24 protein-coding genes are annotated in these 23,991 nt (G+C 57.4%); 20 read left to right on the forward strand and 4 right to left on the reverse strand.

The genetic code is table 11. The features are described from left to right. Nucleotides 1-249: 249 nt before the first annotated feature. Complete coding sequence (locus G6L01_RS11040; RefSeq protein ID WP_070164162.1) at nucleotides 250-1,218, forward strand: glutathione S-transferase family protein; 969 nt, start codon at nucleotides 250-252, stop codon at nucleotides 1,216-1,218. On the opposite strand, the gene G6L01_RS11045 is transcribed toward G6L01_RS11040, so the two are convergent. After that, the gene (locus G6L01_RS11045) at nucleotides 1,200-1,703 is read right to left on the reverse strand and encodes an NUDIX domain-containing protein (protein WP_081343993.1); all 504 of its coding nucleotides are present in this window, start codon (nucleotides 1,701-1,703) and stop codon (nucleotides 1,200-1,202) included. The two genes, G6L01_RS11040 and G6L01_RS11045, sit on opposite strands and share 19 nt — an antisense overlap. Before the next feature lie 39 nt (nucleotides 1,704-1,742). Here G6L01_RS11045 and G6L01_RS11050 point away from each other — a divergent pair, with 39 nt between their 5' ends. The 6 genes from G6L01_RS11050 (at nucleotide 1,743) to G6L01_RS11075 (ending at nucleotide 7,573) form a co-directional block, all read left to right on the forward strand. Then, nucleotides 1,743-2,651: a metallophosphoesterase family protein gene (locus tag G6L01_RS11050; RefSeq protein ID WP_070164161.1), complete on the forward strand. Its 909-nt coding sequence runs from the start codon at nucleotides 1,743-1,745 to the stop codon at nucleotides 2,649-2,651. A gap of 233 nt (nucleotides 2,652-2,884) precedes the next feature. Next, the gene (locus G6L01_RS11055) at nucleotides 2,885-3,466 is read left to right on the forward strand and encodes an ATP-dependent Clp protease proteolytic subunit (RefSeq protein ID WP_070164160.1); all 582 of its coding nucleotides are present in this window, start codon (nucleotides 2,885-2,887) and stop codon (nucleotides 3,464-3,466) included. A 173-nt stretch (nucleotides 3,467-3,639) separates the two neighbouring features. Continuing rightward, the gene (locus tag G6L01_RS11060; RefSeq protein WP_070164198.1) at nucleotides 3,640-4,824 is read left to right on the forward strand and encodes a benzoate/H(+) symporter BenE family transporter; all 1,185 of its coding nucleotides are present in this window, start codon (nucleotides 3,640-3,642) and stop codon (nucleotides 4,822-4,824) included. 348 nt (nucleotides 4,825-5,172) lie between these two features. After that, nucleotides 5,173-6,879 (forward strand): 2-isopropylmalate synthase, encoded by a 1,707-nt coding sequence (gene leuA / locus G6L01_RS11065; RefSeq protein WP_070164159.1) that lies wholly within the window; start codon nucleotides 5,173-5,175, stop codon nucleotides 6,877-6,879. Nucleotides 6,880-7,024: 145 nt separating this feature from the next. Continuing rightward, the gene (locus G6L01_RS11070; protein ID WP_070164197.1) at nucleotides 7,025-7,297 is read left to right on the forward strand and encodes a type II toxin-antitoxin system Phd/YefM family antitoxin; all 273 of its coding nucleotides are present in this window, start codon (nucleotides 7,025-7,027) and stop codon (nucleotides 7,295-7,297) included. Nucleotides 7,298-7,300: 3 nt separating this feature from the next. Beyond that, nucleotides 7,301-7,573 carry a Txe/YoeB family addiction module toxin gene (locus G6L01_RS11075; RefSeq protein ID WP_070164158.1) on the forward strand — a complete coding sequence of 91 codons (273 nt, stop codon included), beginning with the start codon at nucleotides 7,301-7,303 and terminating at the stop codon, nucleotides 7,571-7,573. On the opposite strand, the gene G6L01_RS11080 is transcribed toward G6L01_RS11075, so the two are convergent. Beyond that, nucleotides 7,574-8,005 carry an Lrp/AsnC family transcriptional regulator gene (locus tag G6L01_RS11080; protein WP_070164157.1) on the reverse strand — a complete coding sequence of 144 codons (432 nt, stop codon included), beginning with the start codon at nucleotides 8,003-8,005 and terminating at the stop codon, nucleotides 7,574-7,576. A 122-nt stretch (nucleotides 8,006-8,127) separates the two neighbouring features. Here G6L01_RS11080 and G6L01_RS11085 point away from each other — a divergent pair, with 122 nt between their 5' ends. The 12 genes from G6L01_RS11085 to G6L01_RS11140 all read left to right on the forward strand — a co-directional run bounded on the left by G6L01_RS11085 (nucleotide 8,128) and on the right by G6L01_RS11140 (nucleotide 20,547). Beyond that, nucleotides 8,128-9,249, forward strand: coding sequence for a saccharopine dehydrogenase family protein (locus tag G6L01_RS11085; protein ID WP_070164156.1), 1,122 nt, complete (start codon nucleotides 8,128-8,130; stop codon nucleotides 9,247-9,249). Nucleotides 9,250-9,363: 114 nt separating this feature from the next. Further along, complete coding sequence (locus tag G6L01_RS11090; RefSeq protein WP_070164155.1) at nucleotides 9,364-9,804, forward strand: YkgJ family cysteine cluster protein; 441 nt, start codon at nucleotides 9,364-9,366, stop codon at nucleotides 9,802-9,804. A gap of 205 nt (nucleotides 9,805-10,009) precedes the next feature. Continuing rightward, nucleotides 10,010-12,151 carry a type VI secretion system Vgr family protein gene (locus tag G6L01_RS11095; RefSeq protein ID WP_070164154.1) on the forward strand — a complete coding sequence of 714 codons (2,142 nt, stop codon included), beginning with the start codon at nucleotides 10,010-10,012 and terminating at the stop codon, nucleotides 12,149-12,151. A gap of 10 nt (nucleotides 12,152-12,161) precedes the next feature. Next, complete coding sequence (locus tag G6L01_RS11100; RefSeq protein WP_234889595.1) at nucleotides 12,162-12,773, forward strand: hypothetical protein; 612 nt, start codon at nucleotides 12,162-12,164, stop codon at nucleotides 12,771-12,773. Further along, entirely contained in the window at nucleotides 12,770-13,813 is a 1,044-nt protein-coding gene (locus G6L01_RS11105) for a hypothetical protein (protein WP_139190224.1), read from the forward strand. The genes G6L01_RS11100 and G6L01_RS11105 overlap by 4 nt, the downstream gene beginning before the upstream one ends. Nucleotides 13,814-14,112: 299 nt before the next feature. Next, nucleotides 14,113-14,418, forward strand: a complete 306-nt coding sequence (locus G6L01_RS11110) for a PAAR domain-containing protein (RefSeq protein ID WP_070164152.1) — start codon at nucleotides 14,113-14,115, stop codon at nucleotides 14,416-14,418. A gap of 152 nt (nucleotides 14,419-14,570) precedes the next feature. Further along, nucleotides 14,571-15,341, forward strand: a complete 771-nt coding sequence (locus G6L01_RS11115; RefSeq protein WP_071207121.1) for a Stf0 family sulfotransferase — start codon at nucleotides 14,571-14,573, stop codon at nucleotides 15,339-15,341. A 220-nt stretch (nucleotides 15,342-15,561) separates the two neighbouring features. After that, entirely contained in the window at nucleotides 15,562-17,751 is a 2,190-nt protein-coding gene (locus tag G6L01_RS11120) for an anthranilate synthase (RefSeq protein WP_070164150.1), read from the forward strand. Further along, nucleotides 17,748-18,353, forward strand: a complete 606-nt coding sequence (locus G6L01_RS11125; protein WP_174089243.1) for a hypothetical protein — start codon at nucleotides 17,748-17,750, stop codon at nucleotides 18,351-18,353. Before G6L01_RS11120 ends, G6L01_RS11125 begins: the two co-directional genes overlap by 4 nt. 209 nt (nucleotides 18,354-18,562) lie before the next feature. Beyond that, entirely contained in the window at nucleotides 18,563-19,480 is a 918-nt protein-coding gene (locus G6L01_RS11130; protein WP_070164147.1) for a cation diffusion facilitator family transporter, read from the forward strand. Next, nucleotides 19,477-19,941 carry a preQ(1) synthase gene (gene queF / locus G6L01_RS11135; protein WP_070164146.1) on the forward strand — a complete coding sequence of 155 codons (465 nt, stop codon included), beginning with the start codon at nucleotides 19,477-19,479 and terminating at the stop codon, nucleotides 19,939-19,941. The genes G6L01_RS11130 and queF overlap by 4 nt, the downstream gene beginning before the upstream one ends. A gap of 162 nt (nucleotides 19,942-20,103) precedes the next feature. Beyond that, nucleotides 20,104-20,547, forward strand: coding sequence for a hypothetical protein (locus G6L01_RS11140; protein ID WP_070164145.1), 444 nt, complete (start codon nucleotides 20,104-20,106; stop codon nucleotides 20,545-20,547). Nucleotides 20,548-20,654: 107 nt separating this feature from the next. Here the strand turns inward: G6L01_RS11140 and G6L01_RS11145 are convergent, their stop codons facing one another. Together G6L01_RS11145 and G6L01_RS11150 are read right to left on the reverse strand one after the other, a co-directional pair. Next, the gene (locus tag G6L01_RS11145; protein ID WP_070164144.1) at nucleotides 20,655-21,491 is read right to left on the reverse strand and encodes a DUF2076 domain-containing protein; all 837 of its coding nucleotides are present in this window, start codon (nucleotides 21,489-21,491) and stop codon (nucleotides 20,655-20,657) included. A gap of 156 nt (nucleotides 21,492-21,647) precedes the next feature. Next, complete coding sequence (locus G6L01_RS11150) at nucleotides 21,648-22,220, reverse strand: HupE/UreJ family protein (protein WP_070164143.1); 573 nt, start codon at nucleotides 22,218-22,220, stop codon at nucleotides 21,648-21,650. A gap of 205 nt (nucleotides 22,221-22,425) precedes the next feature. On the opposite strand from G6L01_RS11150, the gene G6L01_RS11155 reads away from it, so the two are divergent. Beyond that, nucleotides 22,426-23,877, forward strand: coding sequence for a protein adenylyltransferase SelO (locus tag G6L01_RS11155; RefSeq protein ID WP_174089244.1), 1,452 nt, complete (start codon nucleotides 22,426-22,428; stop codon nucleotides 23,875-23,877). Nucleotides 23,878-23,991 lie beyond the last annotated feature (114 nt).

The raw sequence follows: 23,991 nt of genomic DNA on the forward strand, positions 1-23,991 counted from the left end.
GGTCGAGAGCATCAGCGTCGTCGCAGGTTCCGGCAGAAGGTCATGGGATCACTGTCCAATTTCGATGGCAATTTGCATAACAACAAATTTTCCGACCGTCTATAGCATCGTGCAGAAAAACGGTTTCCACGTTTCGGTACGATGCTTTATCCCAAAACACACTGTTCATCAGCCAAATCATCGCAATTCCTCGCCAGCATCGCATATAAGAACAACGGAAATTTGAAACAGCGATGGAAGGAAGAGCCGATGGGCATGCTGGTTGATGGCGTCTGGAGCGACATCTGGTACGATACGAAAGCCACCAAAGGGCATTTCCAGCGCTCGGCCAGCCGGTTTCGCAATTGGTTGACCGCCGATGGCGCACCGGGGCCAAGCGGTGATGGCGGTTTCAAGGCTGAGGCCGGGCGCTACCATCTCTATGTGTCGCTGGCCTGCCCCTGGGCGCATCGCACACTGATTTTCCGCACGCTCAAAAAGCTGGAAGAGTTGATTTCGGTTTCCGTCGTCCATCCGCTGATGCTGGAAAACGGCTGGACGTTTCAGCAGGACGGCGCGGCAACCGGCGACCATCTGTTCGGGGCGGATTATCTCTGGCAGGTCTATCTCAAGGCCGATCCGCATTATAGCGGCCGGGTCACGGTGCCTGTCCTCTGGGACAAGCATTTGAATACCGTGGTCTCCAACGAATCCGCCGAGATCATCCGCATGTTCAACTCCGCCTTCAATGCGCTGACAGGGGATATCAAGGATTTCTATCCCGAGCCGCTGCGTGGCGAGATCGATGCGCTGAACGACCGCATCTACGACACCGTCAATAACGGCGTCTACAAGGCCGGTTTCGCCACCACGCAAGACGCGTATGAAGACGCGATTGCCCCACTGTTCGAAACGCTGGATATGCTGGAGGAAAGACTTTCCTCCAGCCAGTTCCTGGTCGGTGATACGCTGACCGAGGCGGACTGGCGGCTGTTTACCACGCTGGTGCGGTTCGATGCGGTTTATGTCGGCCATTTCAAATGCAACATCCGCCGCATTGCCGATTATCCGGCGCTATCGGCCTATCTGTCAGCGCTCTACCACTGGCCGGGCGTGGCGGAGACCGTCAATATCGACCATATCAAACGCCATTACTACGGCAGCCACAAGACCATCAACCCGACGGGAATCATACCGGTCGGCCCGGACCTTCCCTTTCTTCACCAGAAATCGGCGTAAGGCCCATCCGTAACAAGCTCCGCTAGGCGACGCCGGGTGGCGGGGGTGATTCCTTCAGGGAGAGCGTCGAGAGGGAAAAAGCCCGATTCGGCGATTTCCCGGTCCGGCAGGCGCGGCGCGGTCTGGCGCACCAGGGTACGGTAAAACAACACATGATCGCGGCGGCTGGCGGTGCGGTTCAGGTAGGATTGCAACAGAACGGGCGGCGCGGTCATCAGCAGATTGCCCTCTTCCCGCAATTCCTTTTCCAGCGCTTGACTCGCGGTTTCGCCGCGCTCCACCCCGCCGCCGGGCATGTACCAGCCGGGGAGATAGGTGTGCCGCACCAGGAAAATCCGGCCCTGATCATCAAAACAGGCGGCCCGCACCCCAAGCGTCATGCCGCGTGAGATGGCAAAATAAACGTGCAATAGCCGCACCACACATTTTTTCACGGAACTCAACCCGCTGTCATCCGGTTGAGACCCTGATGGATACAGTGTCATCGCGCTTGCCCCGCTGTCCGGAAAGTATAGATAAGGTTCATGTTCAAACTCGCCCATATATCCGATATCCATCTGGGACCTATGCCACATCTCACCTTTCGAGAATTGGCATCGAAGCGCATCACAGGTTATGTCAACTGGCACCGCAACCGGGCAAAACATATGGTCTCCGGCACGCTGGAGGCGTTGGTGGCCGATATTCACGCCAAAGCCCCCGACCATCTGACGGTTACCGGCGATCTCGTCAATCTGGCATCCGGGCTGGAAATCAACAAGGCCGCCGAGTGGCTGCGCATGGTCGGCCCACCGGCCACGACATCGGTCGTGCCGGGCAATCACGATGCCTATGTGCCCGGCGCCCATGAAAAAGCAATGCATGCCTGGTATGATTATGTGCGCGGCGACACGGACCCGGACATCTGGCGCAAAGATTTCAAGCTCTGGCCGACGTTTCGTCGCCGGGGACCGGTCGGGCTGATCGGTTGTTCCACCTCCATTGCCACCCCGCCCTTTTCCGCCAGCGGCTATTTCAGCTCGCGCCAGGCCCGTGAAACCGCCCAATTGCTGCGTCAGGCTGGCGAAGAGGGCCTGTTCCGGGTGGTGCTGATCCACCATCCCCCTGTTCGGGGTGCCGCCTCACAGCACAAGCGGATGATCGGCATCCGCCGCTTTGCCGCAGCGATCTCGCTGGGCGGGGCCGAACTGGTGCTGCACGGCCATACCCATCTCAACACCCTGAACTGGCTGCACAATCGCCATGGCCGCGTACCGGTGGTGGGTATTGCCTCGGCCAGCCAGGGGCCGGGCAGCAAAAAGCCGCAGGCTGCCTATAATCTGTTTTCGATTTCCGGTGCGCCTGGGGCCTGGGTGCTGGACTGGGAGCGCTATGCTTTGACGGGTGATACCAGCGAGGTCTCCCTGACCCATAACCAGAGATTGTCGGGTTGACCCGCCGAGCTCTGCAATCCCAGTTGCCGAACCGAGGCGTTGAAAAATCGATATACAGGATCAACTTCCTGTTCACTGCGTCCACGCTTGCCTTTTTCCGGCATTGTTTTAAGCCTTGATAAGCACTATTTGCATAGGAAGTGGTAAGCGTGCCGTCCGCAGCCTATCGGTCATTATGATGGCCCAGGACACGGTCGGTTCGGGTGAGCAAAACGCAAATGAGGAATTGCCGAATGAACGAAGAAGACGACGACAAGAGCAAGGAACTGCCGCTCGGCAAGGAAACGGAAGCGAATCTTTTCAAGTCGCGTTCGATCTTCATCTATGGCGGAATCACCCAGGAACTGGCGCAGAAGGTCTGCACACAGCTGGTGGCTCTGGCTGCCGCCAGCGACGACGACATCCGCGTCTACGTCAATTCTCCAGGCGGCCATGTCGAATCGGGCGATTCGATCCATGACATGATCAAGTTCATCAAGCCGAAGGTCTGGATCATCGGCACCGGATGGGTCGCCTCCGCTGGCGCGCTGATCTATGTTTCGGTGCCGAAGGAGCAGCGCCTTTGCCTGCCCAATACCCGCTTCCTGCTGCACCAACCCTCGGGCGGCACACGCGGCATGGCCTCGGATATCGAAATCCAGGCCCGCGAAATCATCAAGATGAACGAGCGACTGATCAAGATCTTCTCCAAGGCCACCGGCCAGACGGAAGAAAAGATCGCCAAGGACATCGACCGCGATTACTGGCTCTCGGCTGAACAAGCCAAGGATTACGGCCTGGTTTCGAAGATCGTTGAAAGCCAGTCGGAAATCTGAGTTTACAACCATGAAGATATAACCCCGCCGGAGCAATCCGGCAGGGTTTTGTTTTGTGTGCCTGCCATCGCAAATGTATTTCGATACGTACCCGTTTGCCTCATCTCAGCCTTGCGTGTTTCATTAAAACCTGATGTTCCAGCCGGATCGATACTGTGGCCGGGACCATCCGCATGCTGAAAGAATTCTCGCCGCAAAGCCTGTTTATGGGGCTTCTGGTGGCCTTTGTCGGCTTTGCCAGTTCCTTCGCCGTTATCCTGCAAGGGCTGAAAGGAGTTGGCGCCAGCGATCTGCAAGCGGCCTCCGGCCTGATGGCGCTGTCGGTTGCCATGGGCATTTGCGGTCTTATCGTGTGTCTCAAGACGCGGATGCCGATTTCCATTGCCTGGTCGACGCCGGGTGCTGCCTTGCTGGTGACAGCCGGTGTGCCGCAAGGCGGTTTTTCAGCAGCGGTCGGCGCGTTTCTGGTCTGCGCCGCGCTGATCGTCATTGCCGGGCTGTTCAAGCCGCTTGGCCGGGCCATTGGCACCATCCCCGCCCCGCTTGCCAATGCCATGCTATCAGGGGTGATTGTCGGCCTTTGTTTTGCGCCGTTCAAGGCCATCGAAGAAAGCCCGCTGCTTGGCTTGCCGATCCTGCTGGCCTGGGCGATTGTCGGCACCATCAATCGGCTCTTTGCCGTTCCCGCCGCTCTTGCCGCCTTCGTTCTGGTCCTGGTATTCGCCGTTCCCCTGCCCGACGGCGCATTTGCAGCACTGGGTGCCTCCTTCGTGCCGCCGGTCGCATTCGTGATGCCGACGTTCACATTCGCGTCGATGGTTTCCATCTCATTGCCACTGTTCATCGTCACCATGGCCTCGCAGAACATTCCAGGCATCGCCGTGCTGAAAGTGCATGATTACCATCCAAGGCCGGGTCCGCTTTTCACCATTACCGGCCTGTTCACCGCCCTTGCCGCGCCGTTTGGCGCCCATGCCATTAATCTCGCCGCCGTCACTGCCGCCATGGCGGCGGGCCATGATGCCCATGCCGATCCGCAGCGGCGCTACTGGGCGGCGATGATTGGCAGCGTCGGCTATCTGGTGCTTGGGCTTTTGGCCGGTGTGGTCACCTCCTTCGTAGGCCTGGCACCCGCCATCCTGATCGAATCGGTGGCGGGTCTGGCGCTGATCGGCGCCTTTTCCGGCTCACTCGTCGCGGCCTTCCGCGAACCGACAACCCGCGAGGCCGCCGCCGTCACTTTCCTGGTCACCGCATCGGGCATTTCGCTTCTCGGCATTTCCGCCGCCTTCTGGGGATTGATAGGCGGTCTGGCTATGCTGGGGCTGACGCGGTTCGCTGTCCGGCTGCGGCGCTGACCGTCATCCGCAGCCTTGATGAAAATTGCCCTTGCCAGCCCGGAAACCGCTGATTATAGATTGAAGCATGAAGACATTGGGCCATTCCATGACAAAGACTGCACAGCGAGGCAATTTTAGCCGCGCCGCAGCTTTGCGCGCCCTATCCTCGCTTCTTCTTCTCGACCTTATCCGCGGTTGCCGGGTCCATTGAGGAGCGCCCGGCGGCCGGGTTAGCCGTCGCAGGCGATTGCTCCTCACCACTCCACAATTTTGACTATTGACCCCTGAAGGGGCCGAATTTTGCATTCGCATGCGGCACTCGAACCGCTATAAGCCGGGCATATTCGGGATGAGAAGAGAGCGAACATGTTGAAGACCAATTCCATCAAAAAGGGCATGCCCGACGCGGCAAAGAAATACCAGGCCTATCCGCAGATCGACATTTCCGACCGCACCTGGCCAAGCAAGACCATCACACAGGCGCCGATCTGGTGTTCGGTTGATCTGCGCGACGGCAACCAGTCGCTGGTCAATCCAATGGGCCACGACCGCAAGGCAAGAATGTTCCAACTGCTGCTGGAAATGGGCTTCAAGGAAATCGAGATCGGCTTTCCCTCGGCCTCGCAGACCGATTTCGACTTTGCCCGCTGGTGCGTCGAGCAAGGTAATGTGCCCGATGACGTCTCCCTGCAAGTGCTGGTGCAGTGCCGCCCGGAACTGATCACCCGCACCTTCGAGGCCTTGGAAGGCGCCCATAAGCCAATCATCCACTTCTACAATTCGACTTCGGAATTGCAGCGCCGCGTGGTGTTTGCCAAGGACGTGCCCGGCATCAAGCAGATCGCCGTCGATGCGGCGAAAATGATCATCGACATGGCCACCAAGGCTGGCGGCGGCTACCGGTTTGAATATTCGCCGGAAAGCTTTACCGGCACCGAGTTGGACGTGGCGCTGGAGATCTGCAACGCTGTGATTGCCGAGATCAAGCCGACGCCCGACAACAAGCTGATCCTCAACCTGCCCTCAACCGTGGAAATGGCGACGCCGAACATCTATGCCGACCAGATCGAATGGATGTGCCGCAATATCGACAACCGCGAAAACGTCATCATCTCGCTGCATCCGCACAACGACCGCGGCACCGGCATCGCAGCCACCGAACTGGCCCTGATGGCAGGCGCCGACCGGGTGGAAGGCACGCTGTTTGGCAATGGCGAGCGCACCGGCAATGTCGACGTGGTGACGCTGGCGCTGAACATGTACACCCAGGGCATCGATCCCGAGCTGGACTGCTCGCAGATCGAGCGCATCAAGGATGTCTATGAATATGCCAATGAAATGACCATTCCGGAGCGCCATCCCTATGTTGGCGAACTGGTCTATACCGCCTTTTCCGGCTCGCATCAGGATGCGATCAACAAGGGGATGAAGGCAGTGAAAAAGGCCAATTCCCCGGTCTGGGAAGTGCCCTATCTGCCGATCGACCCGCAGGATGTCGGTCGTTCCTATGAAGCGATCATCCGTATCAATTCCCAATCAGGCAAGGGCGGCATCGCCTATATCCTGCAAGAGGATTACGGCATCAACCTGCCGCGCAACCTGCAAGTCGAGTTCCGCGAGGAGATCCAGCGCATTACCGATGAAGAAGGCGTGGAACTGCCCTCCAAGCGGATCTATGACAGCTTCATCAGCCGCTATATCGACCAGCCCGAAGCCCGGCTGAAATTCGTCGATCACCACACCTATCCCGACACGGCCACAAAGGGCGTGCGGATCGTCGCCGCCGAAATCACCGATGGCGGCGAAGTGAAGCGGATCGAAGGCAAGGGTAACGGCCCGATTGACGGTTTCGTCAACGCGCTCTCCACCTATCTGGGCATCGAGATTTCAGTGCGCGATTATTCCGAACACTCCCTGCAACACGGCTCCAACGCCGCAGCCATCGCCTATGTGGAAATGGACCATCCCGCTGGCCGCCTGTTCGGTGCCGGTATCAACCAGAACATTGTGACGGCCTCGCTGGAAGCCATCGTTTCGGCCGCTAATCGGGTGCTGGAAATGCGGGCGAAGTAACGAAACTCCGCTGTCTGCAAAAACCGAATGACAATTGCAAAACCACTGGCAAAACCATGCTGGTGGTTTTGTATTTTTCGGGGCGGTTGACGACGACCCCAAGCAAGATGTACATATATACGTACAGATTATTGGGGCAGCCACCATGACCAACGTCCGCTTCACAGAATTCCGGCAGAATTTCGCGCACCACTTCGACAAGGTGCTGGAATCGCGCGCACCTTTGCTGGTCACACGCCAGGGCAAGGAAGCGGTGGTCGTGATTGCCGAGGGTGAATACGAGAGCATGCAAGAGACGTTGCATCTGCTGTCAAACCCGGCCAACGCCGAGCGACTGCGAGACAGTATCGAGCAGTTGCGGGGAGGAAACATCCTCGATCGCGACCCAACCGAGCCTGCCGATGGCCAGGACAACTGAGCCATGAAGCTGGGCTGGACGGAAAACGCCTGGGACGATTACGAGTTCTGGCTCCGGACAGACCTGAAAATGGTCACCAAGATCAATGAACTGATCCGCAATGCCAAACGAACGCCCTTTACAGGTCTCGGTAAGCCCGAACCCCTGAAAGGCGACCTCACCGGCTTTTGGTCACGGCGCATCGCTGGTGACCATCGGTTGGTCTACTCCGTCTCCGGCTCTGGCCAGGAGCAGCGGCTGGATATTGTTCAATGCCGCTTCCATTATCGGAAATGATCACCGCGCAATCCGCGTCGACAGAATGATTGACGACAGCGTCCGCTCCACCCCCGACAGCTCGCCGATCCGGTCGATCAGCCGGTCGAGATCCTGGATCGATGGCGCCGCCAGCATCGCGATCAGGTCATAAGGACCATTGACGGAATGCAGGGCGGTGACCTGCGGGATGGCTGCAAGCTCCGCCGTCACCAGCGACAGCGCCTTCGGGGCCATGGTTATCATCACATGGGCGCGGATCAGCCCGCTTTGATAGGCATCAGACAGCCTCAGGCCGTAACCGGCGATCACCCCTTCCCGCTCCAGCCGTTCCAGCCGCGCCTGCACCGTGGTGCGCGACAGGCCGAGGCGTCTCGCCAGCGTGGCCACCGGCATGCGGGCATTTTCACCCAGCAGCGCCAGCAATTCGCGGTCCTTGTCGGAGACCTGCATTCTGTCCAATCCTTTCGGTAAATCGTCCATTATCGTAAGCGAAAACGCTCAATTTGCCACTGTGAATCGACAGGGATCAGCTCCACACTGAAGGCTCGTCAAAAGCATCAAGGGGAACGGTCATGAAAAAAATTTCCATCATTGGCGCAGGCAAGATTGGCGGGGCAATTGCCCATCTTCTGGCCGAAACCGGCGATTACCGGGTGACGGTTGCCGACCGCAGCGCCGAGCAATTGGCGAAACTCGACAAGCATCCCGGCATCGCCACTGCTTTGGTTGATATTGCCGATAAGGCCGCAATCGATGCCCATCTTCACGGTCAGTTCGCAGTGCTCTCTGCCGCACCGTTTCACCTGACCGGGGCCATTGCCGAAAGTGCGGCGCGCAGCGGCTGCCATTACCTCGACCTGACCGAAGACGTGGCGACCACGAAAAAAGTCGAGGCGCTGGCGGAGGGTGCGCGCACCGCCTTCATCCCGCAATGCGGCCTTGCCCCCGGCTTCATTTCCATCGTAGCCCATGATCTGGCGCAGCGCTTCGAGACGCTGGACAGCGTGCGGATGCGGGTCGGTGCGCTGCCGCAATATCCTTCCAATGCGCTGAACTATAACCTCACCTGGAGCACGGACGGGTTGATCAACGAATATATCGAGCCTTGCGAAGCCATTGTCGAGGGACGGCTGATCAGCGTGCCCGCCATGGAGGAGCGCGAGGAATTTTCGCTCGACGGCGTCACCTACGAGGCCTTCAACACGTCAGGCGGCCTCGGCACGCTGGCGAAAACCCTGGAAGGCCGGGTACGGACGATGAATTACCGCACCATCCGCTATCCCGGCCATCAGGCAATCATCAAGGCGCTGCTCAACGACTTCAACCTGAAGAATCGCCGCGACGTGCTGAAGGACCTGTTTGAAAACGCCCTGCCCGCCACCATGCAGGATGTGGTTGTAATTTTCGTGACCGTCTGCGGCTGGCGCGAAGGGCGCTACATGCAAGAAACATATGCCAACAAGGTTTATGCCGGGACCGTGGCGGACAAGAAAATGAGCGCCATCCAGATCACCACCGCCGCTGGCATCTGCGCCGTGCTGGACCTGCTGGCTGAGGGTGCATTGCCGCAATCCGGCTTCGTGCGCCAGGAGGAAATCAGCCTCGACGCCTTTCTCGCCAATCGCTTCGGCCAGCTCTATCAATCGGCAGCCGGACCGATCACCCAAAAGCGCCCCGAATACGCAGCGGCATAAGCGAAGACACGACCTCGCCTCACCCGGACAATCGTTTCAGGGTGAGGCGCATGGCGTGGGCGGTCGCCTTATGCTACGGCAGGTTTTCCGTTTCCAAGCTGCAAAAACCGCTCCATGCTCCTCGACATTTTCCCAGCCTCGGCAGCCCTGCCCGTTCGCACTTGCGGCACCTGCACGCTCTGTTGCCGTCTGCCGGATATCGACGCCTTAGCAAAACCGGCCAATACCTGGTGCCTCCACTGCACAGCCGAGAAAGGCTGCGCGATCTACCCCGACAGACCGCAGCTCTGCCGAGACTTTCTCTGTCTTTGGATGACAAGCGACAGTCTTAGCCCGGAATGGGAACCGGCCACGGCAAAGATGATGGTCTACACTCAAGGCCCGCAAATCACGGTCCTGGTCGACCCGGCCTTTCCGCAGGTGTGGCGTCACGAACCCTATGCCAGCGCGTTGCACCGCTGGGCAGCCGAAGCGGAAACAGCCGGCGGCTATGTCATCGTTTTTATCGGGGAAGACGTCGTCAAGATCAACACTGGCAAGGTGCTGGCCGGTTAGGCTTTGCGCAATTCTGCATCGCCCTTTCCATCCACTGATCAACATTCGCAACCGAAAACACAAACATACCCGGCAATACAACCAAAACCTTGACCTTTTGTAAGACTAGTCTAATTTCGCCATAGGGATGGCGCGTTTGAAATAGTTTTGGCGGGCCATCGATATTGCATTTGATATTTTAAGACGCAATCCCGGGGGCCTTACGATGTTCGACGATATATTGACTGCCGATTTCATTCAGGCCAGCCGCGTTTTAAAGGTCTCCTCTCCGCTGGGTGAGGATCAATTGCTGCCGGAGCGGATGAAGGTGGATGAGGGCGTCAATCGTCTGTTCGAAATCACCCTGCATGTCCGCGCCAAGCGTGAAGCAGTCAAACCGGAAGAGCTTATTGGCAAGCTGGTCGATATTTCCCTGGAAATCCGCCAGGGCGAACTGGGCGAGGATGGCCTGCGCCGCCCATTCAATGGCTTGGTGACCGATCTTGAGGAAGGCCCGCCGGTCACACGTGGGTTACGCTCCTACACGCTCACCATCCGTCCGCAGATGTGGCTACTGTCCCGCCGCTCCGATTGCCGGATCTGGCTGGATATGACATCGATCCAGGTGCTGGAAACGCTGTTTTCCGAACATGGCCTGCCACAGCCGGATATCGGCTTTCTACAGAACAAGCCACCGGCACAAGGCTATTCTGTCCAATGGCAGGAAAATGACCTCGACTACCTGCTTCGTCGACTGGAAGAAGATGGAATCTTCTATTGGTTTCAACATGATAAGGGCATCCATCGCCTGAGAGTAACAGACCACCAGATTGCGTGGTCAAAGGCCTCGGCCAGCGCGGAAGACGATGACACCGTACGCATCGCCCAAGGCTCTTCCGACCGCAACCACATCACCGAATGGATGCGGCGCTTCAGCTATGTTCCCGGCCAACGGGTCGATGCCGACTGGAATTTTGAAACGCCGAACTTCATTCCACGCTCACAGACTCCTTCTCTCGTGGAGTTGCCGGGCAATGCCAAGCGCGAGCTTTACAACTACCCCGCCCGCGCCGCAGATTACACCGAAATGGAGCGCGTCGGCAAATTGCGCGCTCAGGCGACACAGGCGGATCACGAGCGGATCAAAGGCCAGTCGACCGTGCGTGTGCTGGAACCGGGACGACGCTTCAACCCCTATGAAGAACCGCACCCGGAACACAAATACGAAGAGCATGTGATAACCCGCATCACCCATTGGGTGGTGGATCGCTCCTATGAGACCACGGAAAATCAGCCGGAATATATCAACGAATTCGAGGCCATCCCGTCACGCATCCCCTTAACCCCGCATCGTACCACCAAACGCCCGCGCATCGAAGGCGCGCAGGTGGCCATTGTCGCAGGCCCCTCGGGGGAAGAAATTCATCCTGACAAATACGGCCGGATCAAAGCCTGGTTCCCCTGGGACAGACGCGCCAAAAAGGACGGCTCCGACACCTGCTGGATCCGCGTCTCCCAAAGCTGGGCCGGCGGCCTCTGGGGCTCCCAGGTCATCCCCCGCATCGGCATGGAAGTAATGGTCGCCTATATCGACGGCGACCCGGACAGACCGCTGGTGACAGGCGTCGTGCCGAATACGAACAACCCGGTGCCTTATGATTTGCCGGCGAATAAGACCAAGAGCGTCTTTCGGACCAATACGCATAAGGGGAAATCAGCGCAGAAGTTTAATGAGCTGACGTTTGAGGATGAGGCTGGGTTGGAGGAGATATTTGTGCACGCCCAAAAGGATATGACGGTCAAAGTGCTGAACCATGCGACGGAACGTGTTGATGTCAACAAGATTACATCCGTGGGTGGCGCCCATCTTACAGAAGTTCAGTCTAGCCAGATGACTCATGTCGGCCAGAACGTGACGCTTAACGTCGGAACAGGAGTTGGCGGCGGTGTGGTACGTGGCGCGCTTGCCGCCAGTACATTCGGCATTCGTGATGCCGGCTATTTCCTTGCAAAGACAATGTCTTCCATGAGTGGCTTCGGGAATTACACGATTAACGCTTCAGGTGCGATGTCCATAAATGCGCTGGGTGCAGCAACTCTTACGGTCGGAGCCGCAAATATTGTCTCGGTTGGTGGTATACACACTTTGAATGTAGGTGGTGCGATTTATGAAAGTGCCGCTGGCGCTTCAAGCGAAGTGGTCGGGTCAGCCAAGATAATCGATGCCCATGAGGAGATACTGTTTCGCTGCGGAAAGTCGGAAGTCCGTCTGCAGCCAGACGGCACTATCACACTGAAGGGTACCAATCTCATTATCGAAAAGGAAGACAAGATCAAAATGACGGCCTCCAGAATCGACATAAACTGAGGTGCGCGCGTTGAAAATTTCTACGAAACTCAAGATCACGGGATCAATTTTGCTGGCCGTTGCAGCGCTTTATGCTGTTGACCAGAACCAGGCAAAGGAGCCGGAATTGTCGACACGCTTGATCATAACAGTAAACCAGCCAATGTTGGAAACAGGCGGTGCAGTGATTGTCGCCGGACGCTCGATGCCTGAAAATCAGTGGCGTCTCCTCAAGGCAGATGCTGATGGCAGAACGTCACAGGAGAAGGTTTTTCACGCCAGCATTAGCTCACCAGGATCGATCATCGAACTTTTCTACCCTGACACCGGGACATATACGTTCAAATTCGAAGCAGATCCAAAACACCAGGAACGCTCTCTAGTCACCAAGCTTTTGACCATCGGAAGTGGTCAGTCAACTGACCCCGAAACAAAGGAACAGATTTCCTGGGACTCCACCAGCGATATACATGTTGTGGGTGATCAATATGATGAAGGCTGGGCGCGCATATTCCACTCCAGTTTCGGTATTGCTCTAGCAGATGGATCTGCTAGCGATGTGACCGTTGAACGCTTCTCGGCCGGAAGAGTCATCTCCTTGTCAGCTCATGCAATCAATAAATTTGTGAGGGACACCAATTGAGCTATTTCATTTTATATACACGCTCGTTCCATCCTGACCGCAATTTCGGCTTAGGGGGGCTTGGTTTCCATGGTGATGCACGAGGCTTTTCATCTAGTAAGAAAGCTACATCTAGAATTTCTCATCAGGTAAGAATCGACCTTAAATCAGCACAATTTATGGATGCCATCGCGCGCTCAGATCGCTCTTCAAATGCAGTAATCCCAAAGGTATTGGAAGGTCGACCAGAACGTGCAGCGTCAATGATGACCCGCGACGAAATGGCCGATCGTGGTGTGCATATTCCCGAAACTCGCCTTGAGCAAATGGGGGACAAGTTGCCAGAAATGGCTAATGACTACTCCCAGCCTCGAAAAAAACCACGAAGCAATGTGAGTGGACAGATCACGCCATATCGGGAAGACGGCGATCAGAGCGTCAACGGACGACTTTCTTACGCGGGGAAAAATTTTGCATTCTACGGGGCGGACACAGATTTTGGCCATTGGGCCTTGGGGGGCGATATTTCGGATGGCGGCTCGGATACGAACGGCGGCAGCGTTAAGGTATGGGAGCGATGGGGAGGAGCCGTACCTGATCTCGACGTAACACATGAGTTCAGCCTGCGGATAAACAGGACAGCAAAGACTATTCACATATCATCAGCAATCTCCGGTGATGGATTTCCGAACTGTGAAAGCTTTCTAATCGACTCTGCCGACAATGTTCTTTTGCTTGGAACGCATATTCGGATCGGCACCGCAGCAACTCAATTGCCGGGCGGACGCGCCCTGCCAATGACTCGAACTCTGTTATCTGTGGATTGGATACCTGGCGATCTTTTCGGCGAAAACGTAAAAGTCGAAATCGCCAACGATTACACTGGCAACGGATCGCCACAAGAGATTGCTAGATCAGGAACGATGACACGATCCCAGTGGAACGCAGCTCACACAGAGCGAGACGCGAGCGGAGACTGGATCAGAAGCCTTGAGGATCATATTCCATTGCCACGCCAGAGCCTCAGAGGGTTAGGCGAGCAAATTCGTAGTGCATTCTGATATTGGGATCGGAGAAACTCACTCCCACAAACCATAAGAAGATGGCATCACTCGTGTCACTTTAATCCTTTTCCGCCTGGTTTTACTGGCAGGCGGTAGGCAGAGGGTTTAATCCACAAAAATTTCCTGATGCGAGTTAAATAATTCAATTCAACAAAATACTAAACCACTCATAACTCATACGTACCAAAGTAAATTATCGCATAATACATTGATATTAAAAAATAAATAAAATTTAAATTTGGAAAATTGCAATGTGATTGACTGACGCTACAGTTATAGAACAGGAGGACGTTCAAATGCCCGCCATCACCCGCCTCGGCGATATCGGCTCCGGCCATCCCTGCCATTTCCCGCCGACACCCTCCATCGAGGCCAGCGGTAATGTGTTCATCAACGGCCGCGGGGCCGTCCGGGTTGGAGATGCTTATGGGGCGCATGCCTGTTCGTCCTGCCCGGAGCCAAGCCATGGCCGGGCTTTGGCCGCAGGGTCGCCAACGGTCTTCATCAATGGTCAGCCCGCCGGGCGGATTGGCGATGCGATCGATTGCGGCGGGGCGGCAGCGGAAGGATCAGGCGACGTGTTTTTGGATGATGGCGCTTGAGCCGCTTCATAAGCATTCGTTTCTTTAAAGGCCCTCAACAAGCATTGTTTTACCGTCCGTAATATCCGGTTTTATTGCCTACGGTCACCGGCCTGTCACACCTCATTATTATAGGGCTGAGCATCTTCCATGATTGTTCGGTTCTAAAGTCGATGGCGAAATTCCAGTCCTATGTGATCTGCACCTCGCCACGCAGCGGCAGCACTTTGTTGTGCAATATGCTGGCAGCAACCGGAGTGGCGGGTAAGCCGAAATCCTATTTTCATCACGGACCGATTACCGATTGGCTGTCCTATCTCAATCTGGACATCAACCCCTCTTTACCGGAGAGCAATCTTCTGGCGGCGATCTTTGAAGCTGCGGTCGAGACGGGCCGCGATGGCACGGATCTCTTTGGCCTGCGGCTGCAACGGCACAGTTTCGATCTGTTTGTCGAGAAGCTTGCTGTTCTGTACCCAATGCTGGCCAGCGACCGGCAGCGGATTGAGGCTGCGTTTGGCCCCACGCTGTTCATTCACCTGACACGCCTCGATAAGGTGCAACAGGCCGTCTCCTATGTGAAAGCCCAACAAACTGGATTATGGCATCGCGCACCTGATGGTACGGAGCTGGAACGGTTGTCTGCGCCACGCGATCCAATTTACGACGCCGCCGAAATCCGCGCCCGCTATGACGAGTTCAACCGATATGATCGCGCCTGGCAAAGCTGGTTCGAAATGCAAGGCATCCAACCCTTGCCAATCACCTATGAAGCGCTTTGCGCCGACCCCATTGGCAGCCTGAAGGATGTGCTGGGGCAACTGGGATTGGATGGCGAGGCTGCAAGCAGCGTCGTGCCCGGCACCGCCAAGCTGGCAGACGGGATCAACCAAAGCTGGGAGACACGGTTTCGCACGGAGCATTTGCACAGTGATCACCTATGATTGGGGGCTGAAAATCACTCTTGCGCGGCGTGGCGGACCGGGTTATGAATTCCGCCATGAAGATCGTTTTGTCCATGAATGCTTGGTGGTGGGTTCGCTAACGCGGCCTTGACCAGTCATGTCTAAAGACGATTGACCCAAAGCCGCCCGGATTTCCTGAGGCGGCTTTTTTGTGTTCATGGCCCCTCACTGACGGGCTTTACGATGAGGAAGAAGCGCCATGGCAACCATTATTCGCGATGACAATAGCGATGTCTACCAGACCCGGGGCGGGATTACGGTAACGCGCCAGCGTCGTGCCACACCCTATGCCGATGCAGTCTCCAGCTATGTCGAAAAGCTGGATGAGCGGCGCGGCGCGGTGTTTTCCTCCAACTATGAATATCCGGGCCGCTATACCCGCTGGGATACGGCCATTGTCGATCCGCCGCTGGGTATATCCAGCTTTGGCCGCGCCGTGTGGATCGAGGCTTATAATGGCCGGGGCGAAGTGCTGCTGTCGCTGATCGCCGAAAAGCTGAAGACCGTGCCGGAACTGGTGCTGGGCGCGCTGACCGCACAGCGGCTGGACTTGACAGTGAAGACCCCCGACCGGGTATTTACCGAGGAGGAGCGCTCCAAAGCGCCGACGGTGTTTACTGTGCTGCGCGCCATTACCGATCTGTTCTATTCGTCTGCCGATAGCAGCATCGGCCTGTTCGGGGCTTTCGGCTATGATCTTGCCTTTCAGTTCGACGCCATCGATCTGAAACTGAAGCGGCCGGACGATCAGCGCGACATGGTTCTGTTCCTGCCCGATGAAATTCTGGTGGTTGACCACTATTCCGCCAAGGCCTGGATCGACCGCTATGATTTCGAAAAGGACGGCGTGACCACGGCGGGCAAGGCCGAGACCATTGCGCCGGAGCCTTTCCGCCATACCGATACCATTCCGCCACGTGGCGATCACCGGCCCGGCGAGTTTGCTGAACTGGTGGTGAAGGCCAAGGAAAGCTTCCGCAAGGGTGACCTGTTCGAAGTGGTTCCCGGCCAGAAATTCATGGAGCGTTGCGACAGCAAGCCCTCGGATATTTCCAAGCGGTTGAAAGAGATCAACCCGTCGCCCTATTCCTTCTTCATCAATCTCGGCAATCAGGAATATCTGGTCGGCGCTTCGCCGGAAATGTTTGTGCGGGTTAACGGACGGCGCATTGAGACCTGCCCGATTTCTGGCACGATCAAACGCGGCGACGATCCGATTGCCGATAGCGAGCAGATCCTCAAGCTGTTGAATTCCAAGAAGGACGAATCCGAACTGACCATGTGTTCGGATGTCGACCGCAACGACAAAAGCCGGGTCTGCGAGCCAGGCTCCGTCAAGGTGATCGGCCGCCGCCAGATCGAAATGTATTCTCGGTTGATCCACACGGTGGACCATATTGAGGGCCGGTTGCGCGACGATATGGATGCTTTCGACGGCTTCCTCTCCCATGCCTGGGCGGTGACCGTCACCGGCGCACCAAAACTCTGGGCGATGCGTTTTGTCGAAGCCCATGAGAAGAGCGCACGCGCCTGGTATGGCGGCGCGGTCGGCATGGTCGGCTTCAATGGCGACATGAATACCGGGCTGACGCTGCGCACCGTGCGCATCAAGGATGGCATTGCCGAAGTGCGGGCCGGTGCGACGCTGCTGAATGACAGCGATCCGCATGAGGAAGAGGCTGAAACAGAATTGAAGGCATCGGCGATGATTGCTGCAATCCGTGACGCCAAGACCGGCCATAACGCCAAGGCCCAGCGCGGCGTGGCGGCTGTCGGGCACGGCGTGAAAATCCTGTTGGTCGATCATGAGGACTCATTCGTCCACACGCTGGCCAATTACTTCCGCCAGACTGGCGCCACCGTCAGCACGGTGCGTAGCCCGGTGCCGGAAGAGGTGTTTGACCGCCTGAACCCCGATCTCGTCGTTTTGTCGCCTGGACCGGGTTCTCCATCGGATTTCGATTGCACGGCGACGATCAAGAAAGCGCGTGACCGCAACCTGCCGATCTTCGGCGTCTGCCTTGGTCTCCAGGCGCTGACGGAGGCCTATGGCGGCGTGCTGCGGCAGCTGGATGTGCCGATGCATGGCAAGCCATCGCGCATCCGCGTGCTGGAGCCCGGCATCGTGTTTTCCGGGCTGAACAAGGAAGTCACTGTCGGGCGCTACCACTCGATCCATGCCGATCCGGCCAGCTTGCCGAAGGATTTCATCATCACCGCCGAAAGCGAGGATGGGACGATCATGGGTATCGAGCACGCCAAGGAGCCGGTTGCCGCCGTGCAGTTCCACCCGGAATCAATCATGACACTCGGCAACGATGCCGGGATGCGGATGATCGAGAATGTGGTGGAAAAGCTGGCCAAGCGGGCGAAGGTGAAGGCGGCGTGAGTGGTATCATCATTCAGCCGATAGAGGCGAGCAATGTCGAGAGCTTTCATCAGGCTCTCGACTCGGTCGCACGCGAGCGCCGCTATCTGAGCATGCTGGAAGCGCCGCCATTGGACCGTCTGCGAGATTTCGTCACTGGCCTTAAGCAAAGCGACGGTTCGTCGATGTCATCCATATGGCGATCCTACGAGGTTGATGCCTTTTTATCAGAGGCGAGCTCTGGAGATCTTATGAAGCTGGCTTGGGTCGCTGTTATTGCAGTAGTTCATTTGCAGGGCATGACTTTGCCGGTCTCTGCCGACGATCTCTATAGCGCGTCGCCGGACGTGATCTGCAAACGGGAAATGATTTACCTAGACGTCTGGAAGGCACAGTCCGTCATCGTCAATGTGGATTATGACCAAGCCGGGCAAGGGCGCCTGCATGTTAATAATCGATCTTGGCTGAAAATTACCTCAGATCAGCAGCGGGCAATTGCAATTGCTGCTTTTTGCCCGGTCGCGGTTCGTTTCGGCAAAGGAGAACTGATTGTGTCGAGTAATGACGAGACAGTCTGGGGCTCGGTCGTCAATGGGGTCTGGCATAGCCGTCTGGCGCCCTGACGATAGGTTATAAGGTGACTATTTTATTTAGAGATTGCTACTATTTGTTAACGCCGCTTTGGATTATCCATCCTTCGGGTTTGACAGATTAGCAGATATCAAGGATATGAGACCCATCATAAACCGTCCAGCCTTTGCAGGCTTGGGCGGTTTTGCCGTCTTAAGGGCATGAATTTTGCAACTGGTTCGCAAATGCAGGAGTGGGCGTGATGTCCGAGCATAATCCTATCGTCAAGCGTCTGGCCTTCTGGGGCATTCCGCTATCTTTCGGCGTGCTGGGCCTGAAGCTCCTGGCCTGGTGGGTCACGGGGTCGGTGGCGCTGCTGTCGGATGGGTTGGAATCCACCGTCAATGTGGTGGCGGCTTTCATCGCCTATTTCGTGATCGGCTATGCCCAAAAGCCTGCCGACCATGACCACCCCTATGGGCATCACAAGGCGGAATATATTTCAGCAGTTATAGAGGGCGTGCTGATCGTCATTGCCGCGCTGCTGATCATGAAGGAGGCGGTGGCCGCCTTGGAAGCGCCAACCATGCTGGATGCTCCGGCGCTTGGTCTCGCCATCAACTTTGCCGCCGGTGTCGTCAATGCGGTCTGGGCGACAATCCTGATCCGGGTCGGCAAGGCCAACCGCTCCCCTGCCCTGACGGCGGATGGGCAGCATATCATGTCGGATGTGGTGACATCGGTGGGCGTGCTGATCGGCCTTGTTCTGGTGGTGATCACCGGTTATGCCATTCTCGATCCGCTGCTGGCCATTCTGGTCGCCTGCAACATCATCTATCAGGGTTGGAAAGTGATCAGCCACTCCGTCGATGGCTTGATGGACAAGGCGGTCGAACCAGCGGAAGAAGATGCGATCAAGAAGGCGATTGCCGATCACGCCAGCGGCTCGCTCGGGGTGCATTACCTGCGCACCCGCCGGGCTGGGGCCGCGACCTTTGTTGGCTTCGATCTCGTCGTGCCAGCCGTGATGCCGGTGGGCGAGGCCCATGAGATTTGCGACAGGCTGGAAGCGGCGGTGCAATCCGTGCAGCCGGGCGCGCGGGTGACGATCCATGTGGAACCGGAAAGCGAAGAGGCCCATGGCGTCCGTGTTAAAGTTATTGAAGGAGAACATGCATGAGCAAGACCGATGTTTCCGGCCTGTCGCAACTGGGTCGCCAGGTGGATGCGCCGACCAGCCCTGAGGCGGCGGTGCTGGAACGGGTTCCCAATACCAATGCCGGAACCGATTATGTCGTGCGCTTCACCGCGCCGGAATTCACCTCGCTCTGCCCGATGACCGGCCAGCCGGATTTCGCCCATATCGTCATCGACTATATTCCCGGCGATTTCCTGGTGGAATCCAAGTCGCTGAAACTGTTCATGACCTCGTTCCGCAACCACGGCTCCTTCCACGAGGATTGCTCGATCTACATCGCCAAGCGGCTGGTGGAGTTGCTCGATCCGAAATGGCTACGGATCGGTGCCTATTGGTATCCACGCGGCGGCATTCCCATTGATGTATTCTGGCAGACCAGCGAGGTGCCTAAGGGTGTTTGGTTGCCGGATCAGGGCGTGCCGACCTATCGCGGGCGGGGGTGAGTGGAATGGGATGGACTTTGCCTTTGGGCATGGTCCATTGCCCTTGTTTTGGCTGCGCAGCCAGTTTAGCGACATAGGTGCTTTGCCCAAAAAATTCTTGTCGTGTCTACGGTGATTTTTTTCGATATCCCTTGTGGGATCTGACACCAGAGTGAGAGGTCTATGCCAAGGAGAAAGCAGTTCAAGGCGATTGGACACGACATTCTTCGGACCTTCGCCAGCCGATATAATGACCTCAATGGTTACTGGGCCTTGGGCCAATATGTCGCCTTCCTCCATGGTCTCGGCAAGCACCACATCGAATTTGATCTGGAGCGCGGGACAGTCGTTCCTGACAATGCCGATTTCACTTTGTCCGCTCTCTATTATCGGACGGCGATCCATCGCATGATGGCGGCGAATACTATGCCCCGGACGTGGTTGGCTGGCGCGACCATCCGGGTTTCTATCAGTGGTTCAACCACAGCTTCGTGTGAAATTGAAATCGTCTCGGATCTCGGTAAAACCTACCGCAGCAACTATAGCGTAACGGCGCGGCCTCACGATCCGGATAGGGAACATCGACGGATAGATACTTTCGGACCTTCGAACCAACTGGGGCGTTAGCATTCATCGGAAAAAATTGACCTCGCTTCTTCCTTTCGGTCCAATGTGCAGTTCAGTTTGTTTTTAAGCCGCGCGTAATGGCGCGCGGCGTCTGATGACCGCTTGGGTCACGCATTCATGCTGTCATCGCCACCGAAATCACTGTCGTCAAAACTGCTATTGTCATAGCTGTCATTGTCAGTGTCCAGGCTGGCCTGCTGGAAGCCGCTGTCATCATTTTGGGCGGGCGTATCGTCGCGGCCATTCTCGGTGATGTTATAGGTATTGTTGTTGATGATGGTTTCCTCGACCGGTGCCGCGGCCACGCCGCCAAGACCGCCCATGCCGCCAACGCCCAGCATATTGCCGAAACCGCCGCCGTGGCTAGAGAAGATGTCACGCACCGCATCAGCCACCAGCACGCCACCGGCAACGCCTGCCGCCGTGGTCAGGGCACCACGCAGAAAGCCGCCGCCGGCTGGAGCTGCTGCTGGTTGTTGCCCCGGTTGCTGCCATTGGCCGCCTGAAGGCACGCCTCCCCAAGGGCCGGATTGTGGCGGGGCGCTGCGGCTGTAATCGTCATAGCCACGGTTCTGCGCTGGTGCCGCACCCCAGGGCCCTGCGTTGCGGGATGGCGCCGGCGCCGGGCTGCCGCCTCCAAAAATCGAGCTGATACCACCGAGAAAGCCGCCGCCTTGTTGCGGAGCGGGCGGTTGGGCCTGAGCGCGGGACAGTTCATCCTGCAAATGGGCGATCTGGTCTTCAAGATCGCGGATCTTGGCGGTAGCTGCCTCAAGGCCTTTTTCCTGAATAATCACGGCCTGGGCCAGATAATAGGTGGCATAGGGCTGGGTGCGCAATTCGCCTTCGATCAGGCTTTCGGCCTCGCGGTCGCGCGGCGTTGAAGACGCCTGGCGCACGCGGTCAAACAATTGGGTCAGTAACTGGCGCTCTTCCGGTGACATGGATCTCATCTCCGATGACATGACTGACCATGATCTAGGGTGGCAATCATGGCTGTTCCAAGCCCTTGTGAATTACAAATATGTAACCTGTTCTGTTCCACGACGAAAAACGGCGGGATTTCTCCCGCCGTTACTGGTTTGATCTTGAATGAGCTATCAGCCGAGCATCAGGGCCGCACCGCCAAGCGCCGTGGCCACACCGAGCAACCGGGTGATGCGCGGGCCGAAGCGGTTGAGGCCGACGCCAAGGCCAATACCGACCGCATGCAGCGCAGCGGTAGCGATCAGGAAGCCGAGGCCGAATTCCAACGCACCGGCGCCAGCCAGTTCGGTGCCATGCGCATAGCCATGGAACAGCGCGAAAAGAGCGACAACAGCGGAAGCACCAACAGCAGGCAGGCGCACGGCAGTCGCCACCAGCAGGCCGAGACCCATGACAGACGCCAGGATAGCCGGCTCAACGAAAGGAAGATGCACACCTGCCAGCGCCAGAAGAAAGCCGATGGCCATGGTGCCGACGAAAGCGGCGGGTACGGCATACAGCGCCTTGCCACCCTGCTGCGACGCCCAGAGACCGACTGCAACCATCGCCATGATATGGTCAGGTCCGGTCAGCGGATGGGAAATACCGGCAAGCACCGAGCCGTGTTCGGCGGGATTGAGATGGGCGAAGGCCGGAGCGGCGGCGCTTGCGAAAATGGCAGCGGTGAATGAAAAACGTTTGAACATCAACAGTCCCTCTTTTTGGTCAACCTGGCGTCCGGGATTCGGTCCCGCCGGTTTCCTCTTTATGTCAGCGGCGACTGTAACGTAAGCAATTTTCAATTGTCCATGCGCAATTTGCCGGGGATGCGGCTTCGTGACAGGTCTTGCCTTGCACTCCCATGCCGCTGCGCCACATATAAACGAATGAACGTTGCCCGGAGAAATTCAGATGTTTGCCTTTGACAATAGCTACGCCCGTCTGCCGGAGCCGTTTCACGCTGCCGTTCTTCCACAACCGGTGGCGCAGCCAAAGCTGATCCGGTTCAACCATGCGCTTGCGCAAGAACTGGGCCTGCAGATCGAAGGCCAGAGCGATGCGGCGCTGGCGGAAATCTTTTCCGGCAATCGCATTGTTCAGGGCGCCAGCCCGCTGGCCATGGCCTATGCCGGGCATCAATTCGGCAATTTCGTACCGCAACTGGGCGATGGCCGCGCCATTCTGCTCGGCGAGGTGCTGGACCGCCATGGACGACGGCGCGATGTCCAGCTGAAAGGCGCAGGCCCCACCCCCTTTTCCCGCAATGGCGACGGGCGCGCGGCGCTAGGTCCTGTGATCCGCGAATATATCGTCTCGGAAGCCATGCATGCGCTCGGCCTTCCAACCACACGGGCGCTGGCCGCCGTTGCGACCGGCCAGCCGGTCAGACGCGAAGTGGCGCTGCCCGGGGCTGTGCTGACGCGGGTTGCCGCCAGCCATATTCGGGTCGGTACCTTCCAGTTCTTTGCCGCCCGCCAGGATAATGACAGCCTGAAGGCATTGGCCGATCACGTCATCGACCGGCATTATCCCATCCTCAAAGACGCCGACAATCGCTATCTGGCACTGCTGAACGCCATTGCCGACCGGCAGGCGGCGCTGATTGCCCGCTGGCTATCGATCGGCTTCATCCATGGGGTGATGAATACCGACAATGTCGCGGTATCAGGCGAAACCATCGATTTTGGCCCCTGCGCCTTTCTGGATGAGTATAATCCGAAAAAGGTGTTTTCCTCCATCGACCAGCGTGGCCGCTATGCCTATGCCAATCAGCCCGGCATTGGCCAATGGAACATGGCGCGGCTGGCCGAATGCCTGCTGCCGCTGTTTGAAGGAGGCGAAGACAAGGCCGTGGACGATGCCAATGCGGCACTGGCCCGCTTCGGCGAAGTGTTCCAGACCTATTGGCTCGCCGCCTTCCGCGCTAAGCTGGGCGTGACTGGCACTGATGAAGCAGATCTGGCGCTGATCAACGATTTTCTTGGCCTGATGGAGACCCATGAGGCCGATTTCACCCTGACCTTCCGCCAGCTCGGCAGGATCGCGGGGGGCGGTGTGGCACAGGATCTCATGCCCGAAACCGATGCGCTGATCGCCTGGCTGATCCGCTGGCGCGCAAGGCTTGGCACGGAGCGCCCGGCAGAGATGATTGAAGCCGAGATGCAAACCATCAACCCTGCCCTCATCCCCCGCAACCACCGCATCGAAGAGGCAATCTCGGCTGCAGTCTATGACGATTATTCGTTCTTTGAACGGCTGACGCAGGCACTGGAACGGCCATTTGAAGAAACGGAAGCCACTGCGGATCTCAGAGTGCCGCCGAAAGTGGAAGAGCGAGTAGCACGAACCTTTTGCGGGACGTGACACTCTCTCGCTGCACCCAACCCTTTATGCGAGGCAGGCTATCGTCCAGTAGCAATTAGCCATATGCAGCATTGGACTCAAGACACTGAAACCAATTCCAGGCTCAAACGTTCC

Source organism: Agrobacterium vitis, from assembly GCF_013337045.2.
GTDB classification, from domain to species: Bacteria; Pseudomonadota; Alphaproteobacteria; order Rhizobiales; family Rhizobiaceae; genus Allorhizobium; species Allorhizobium vitis_B.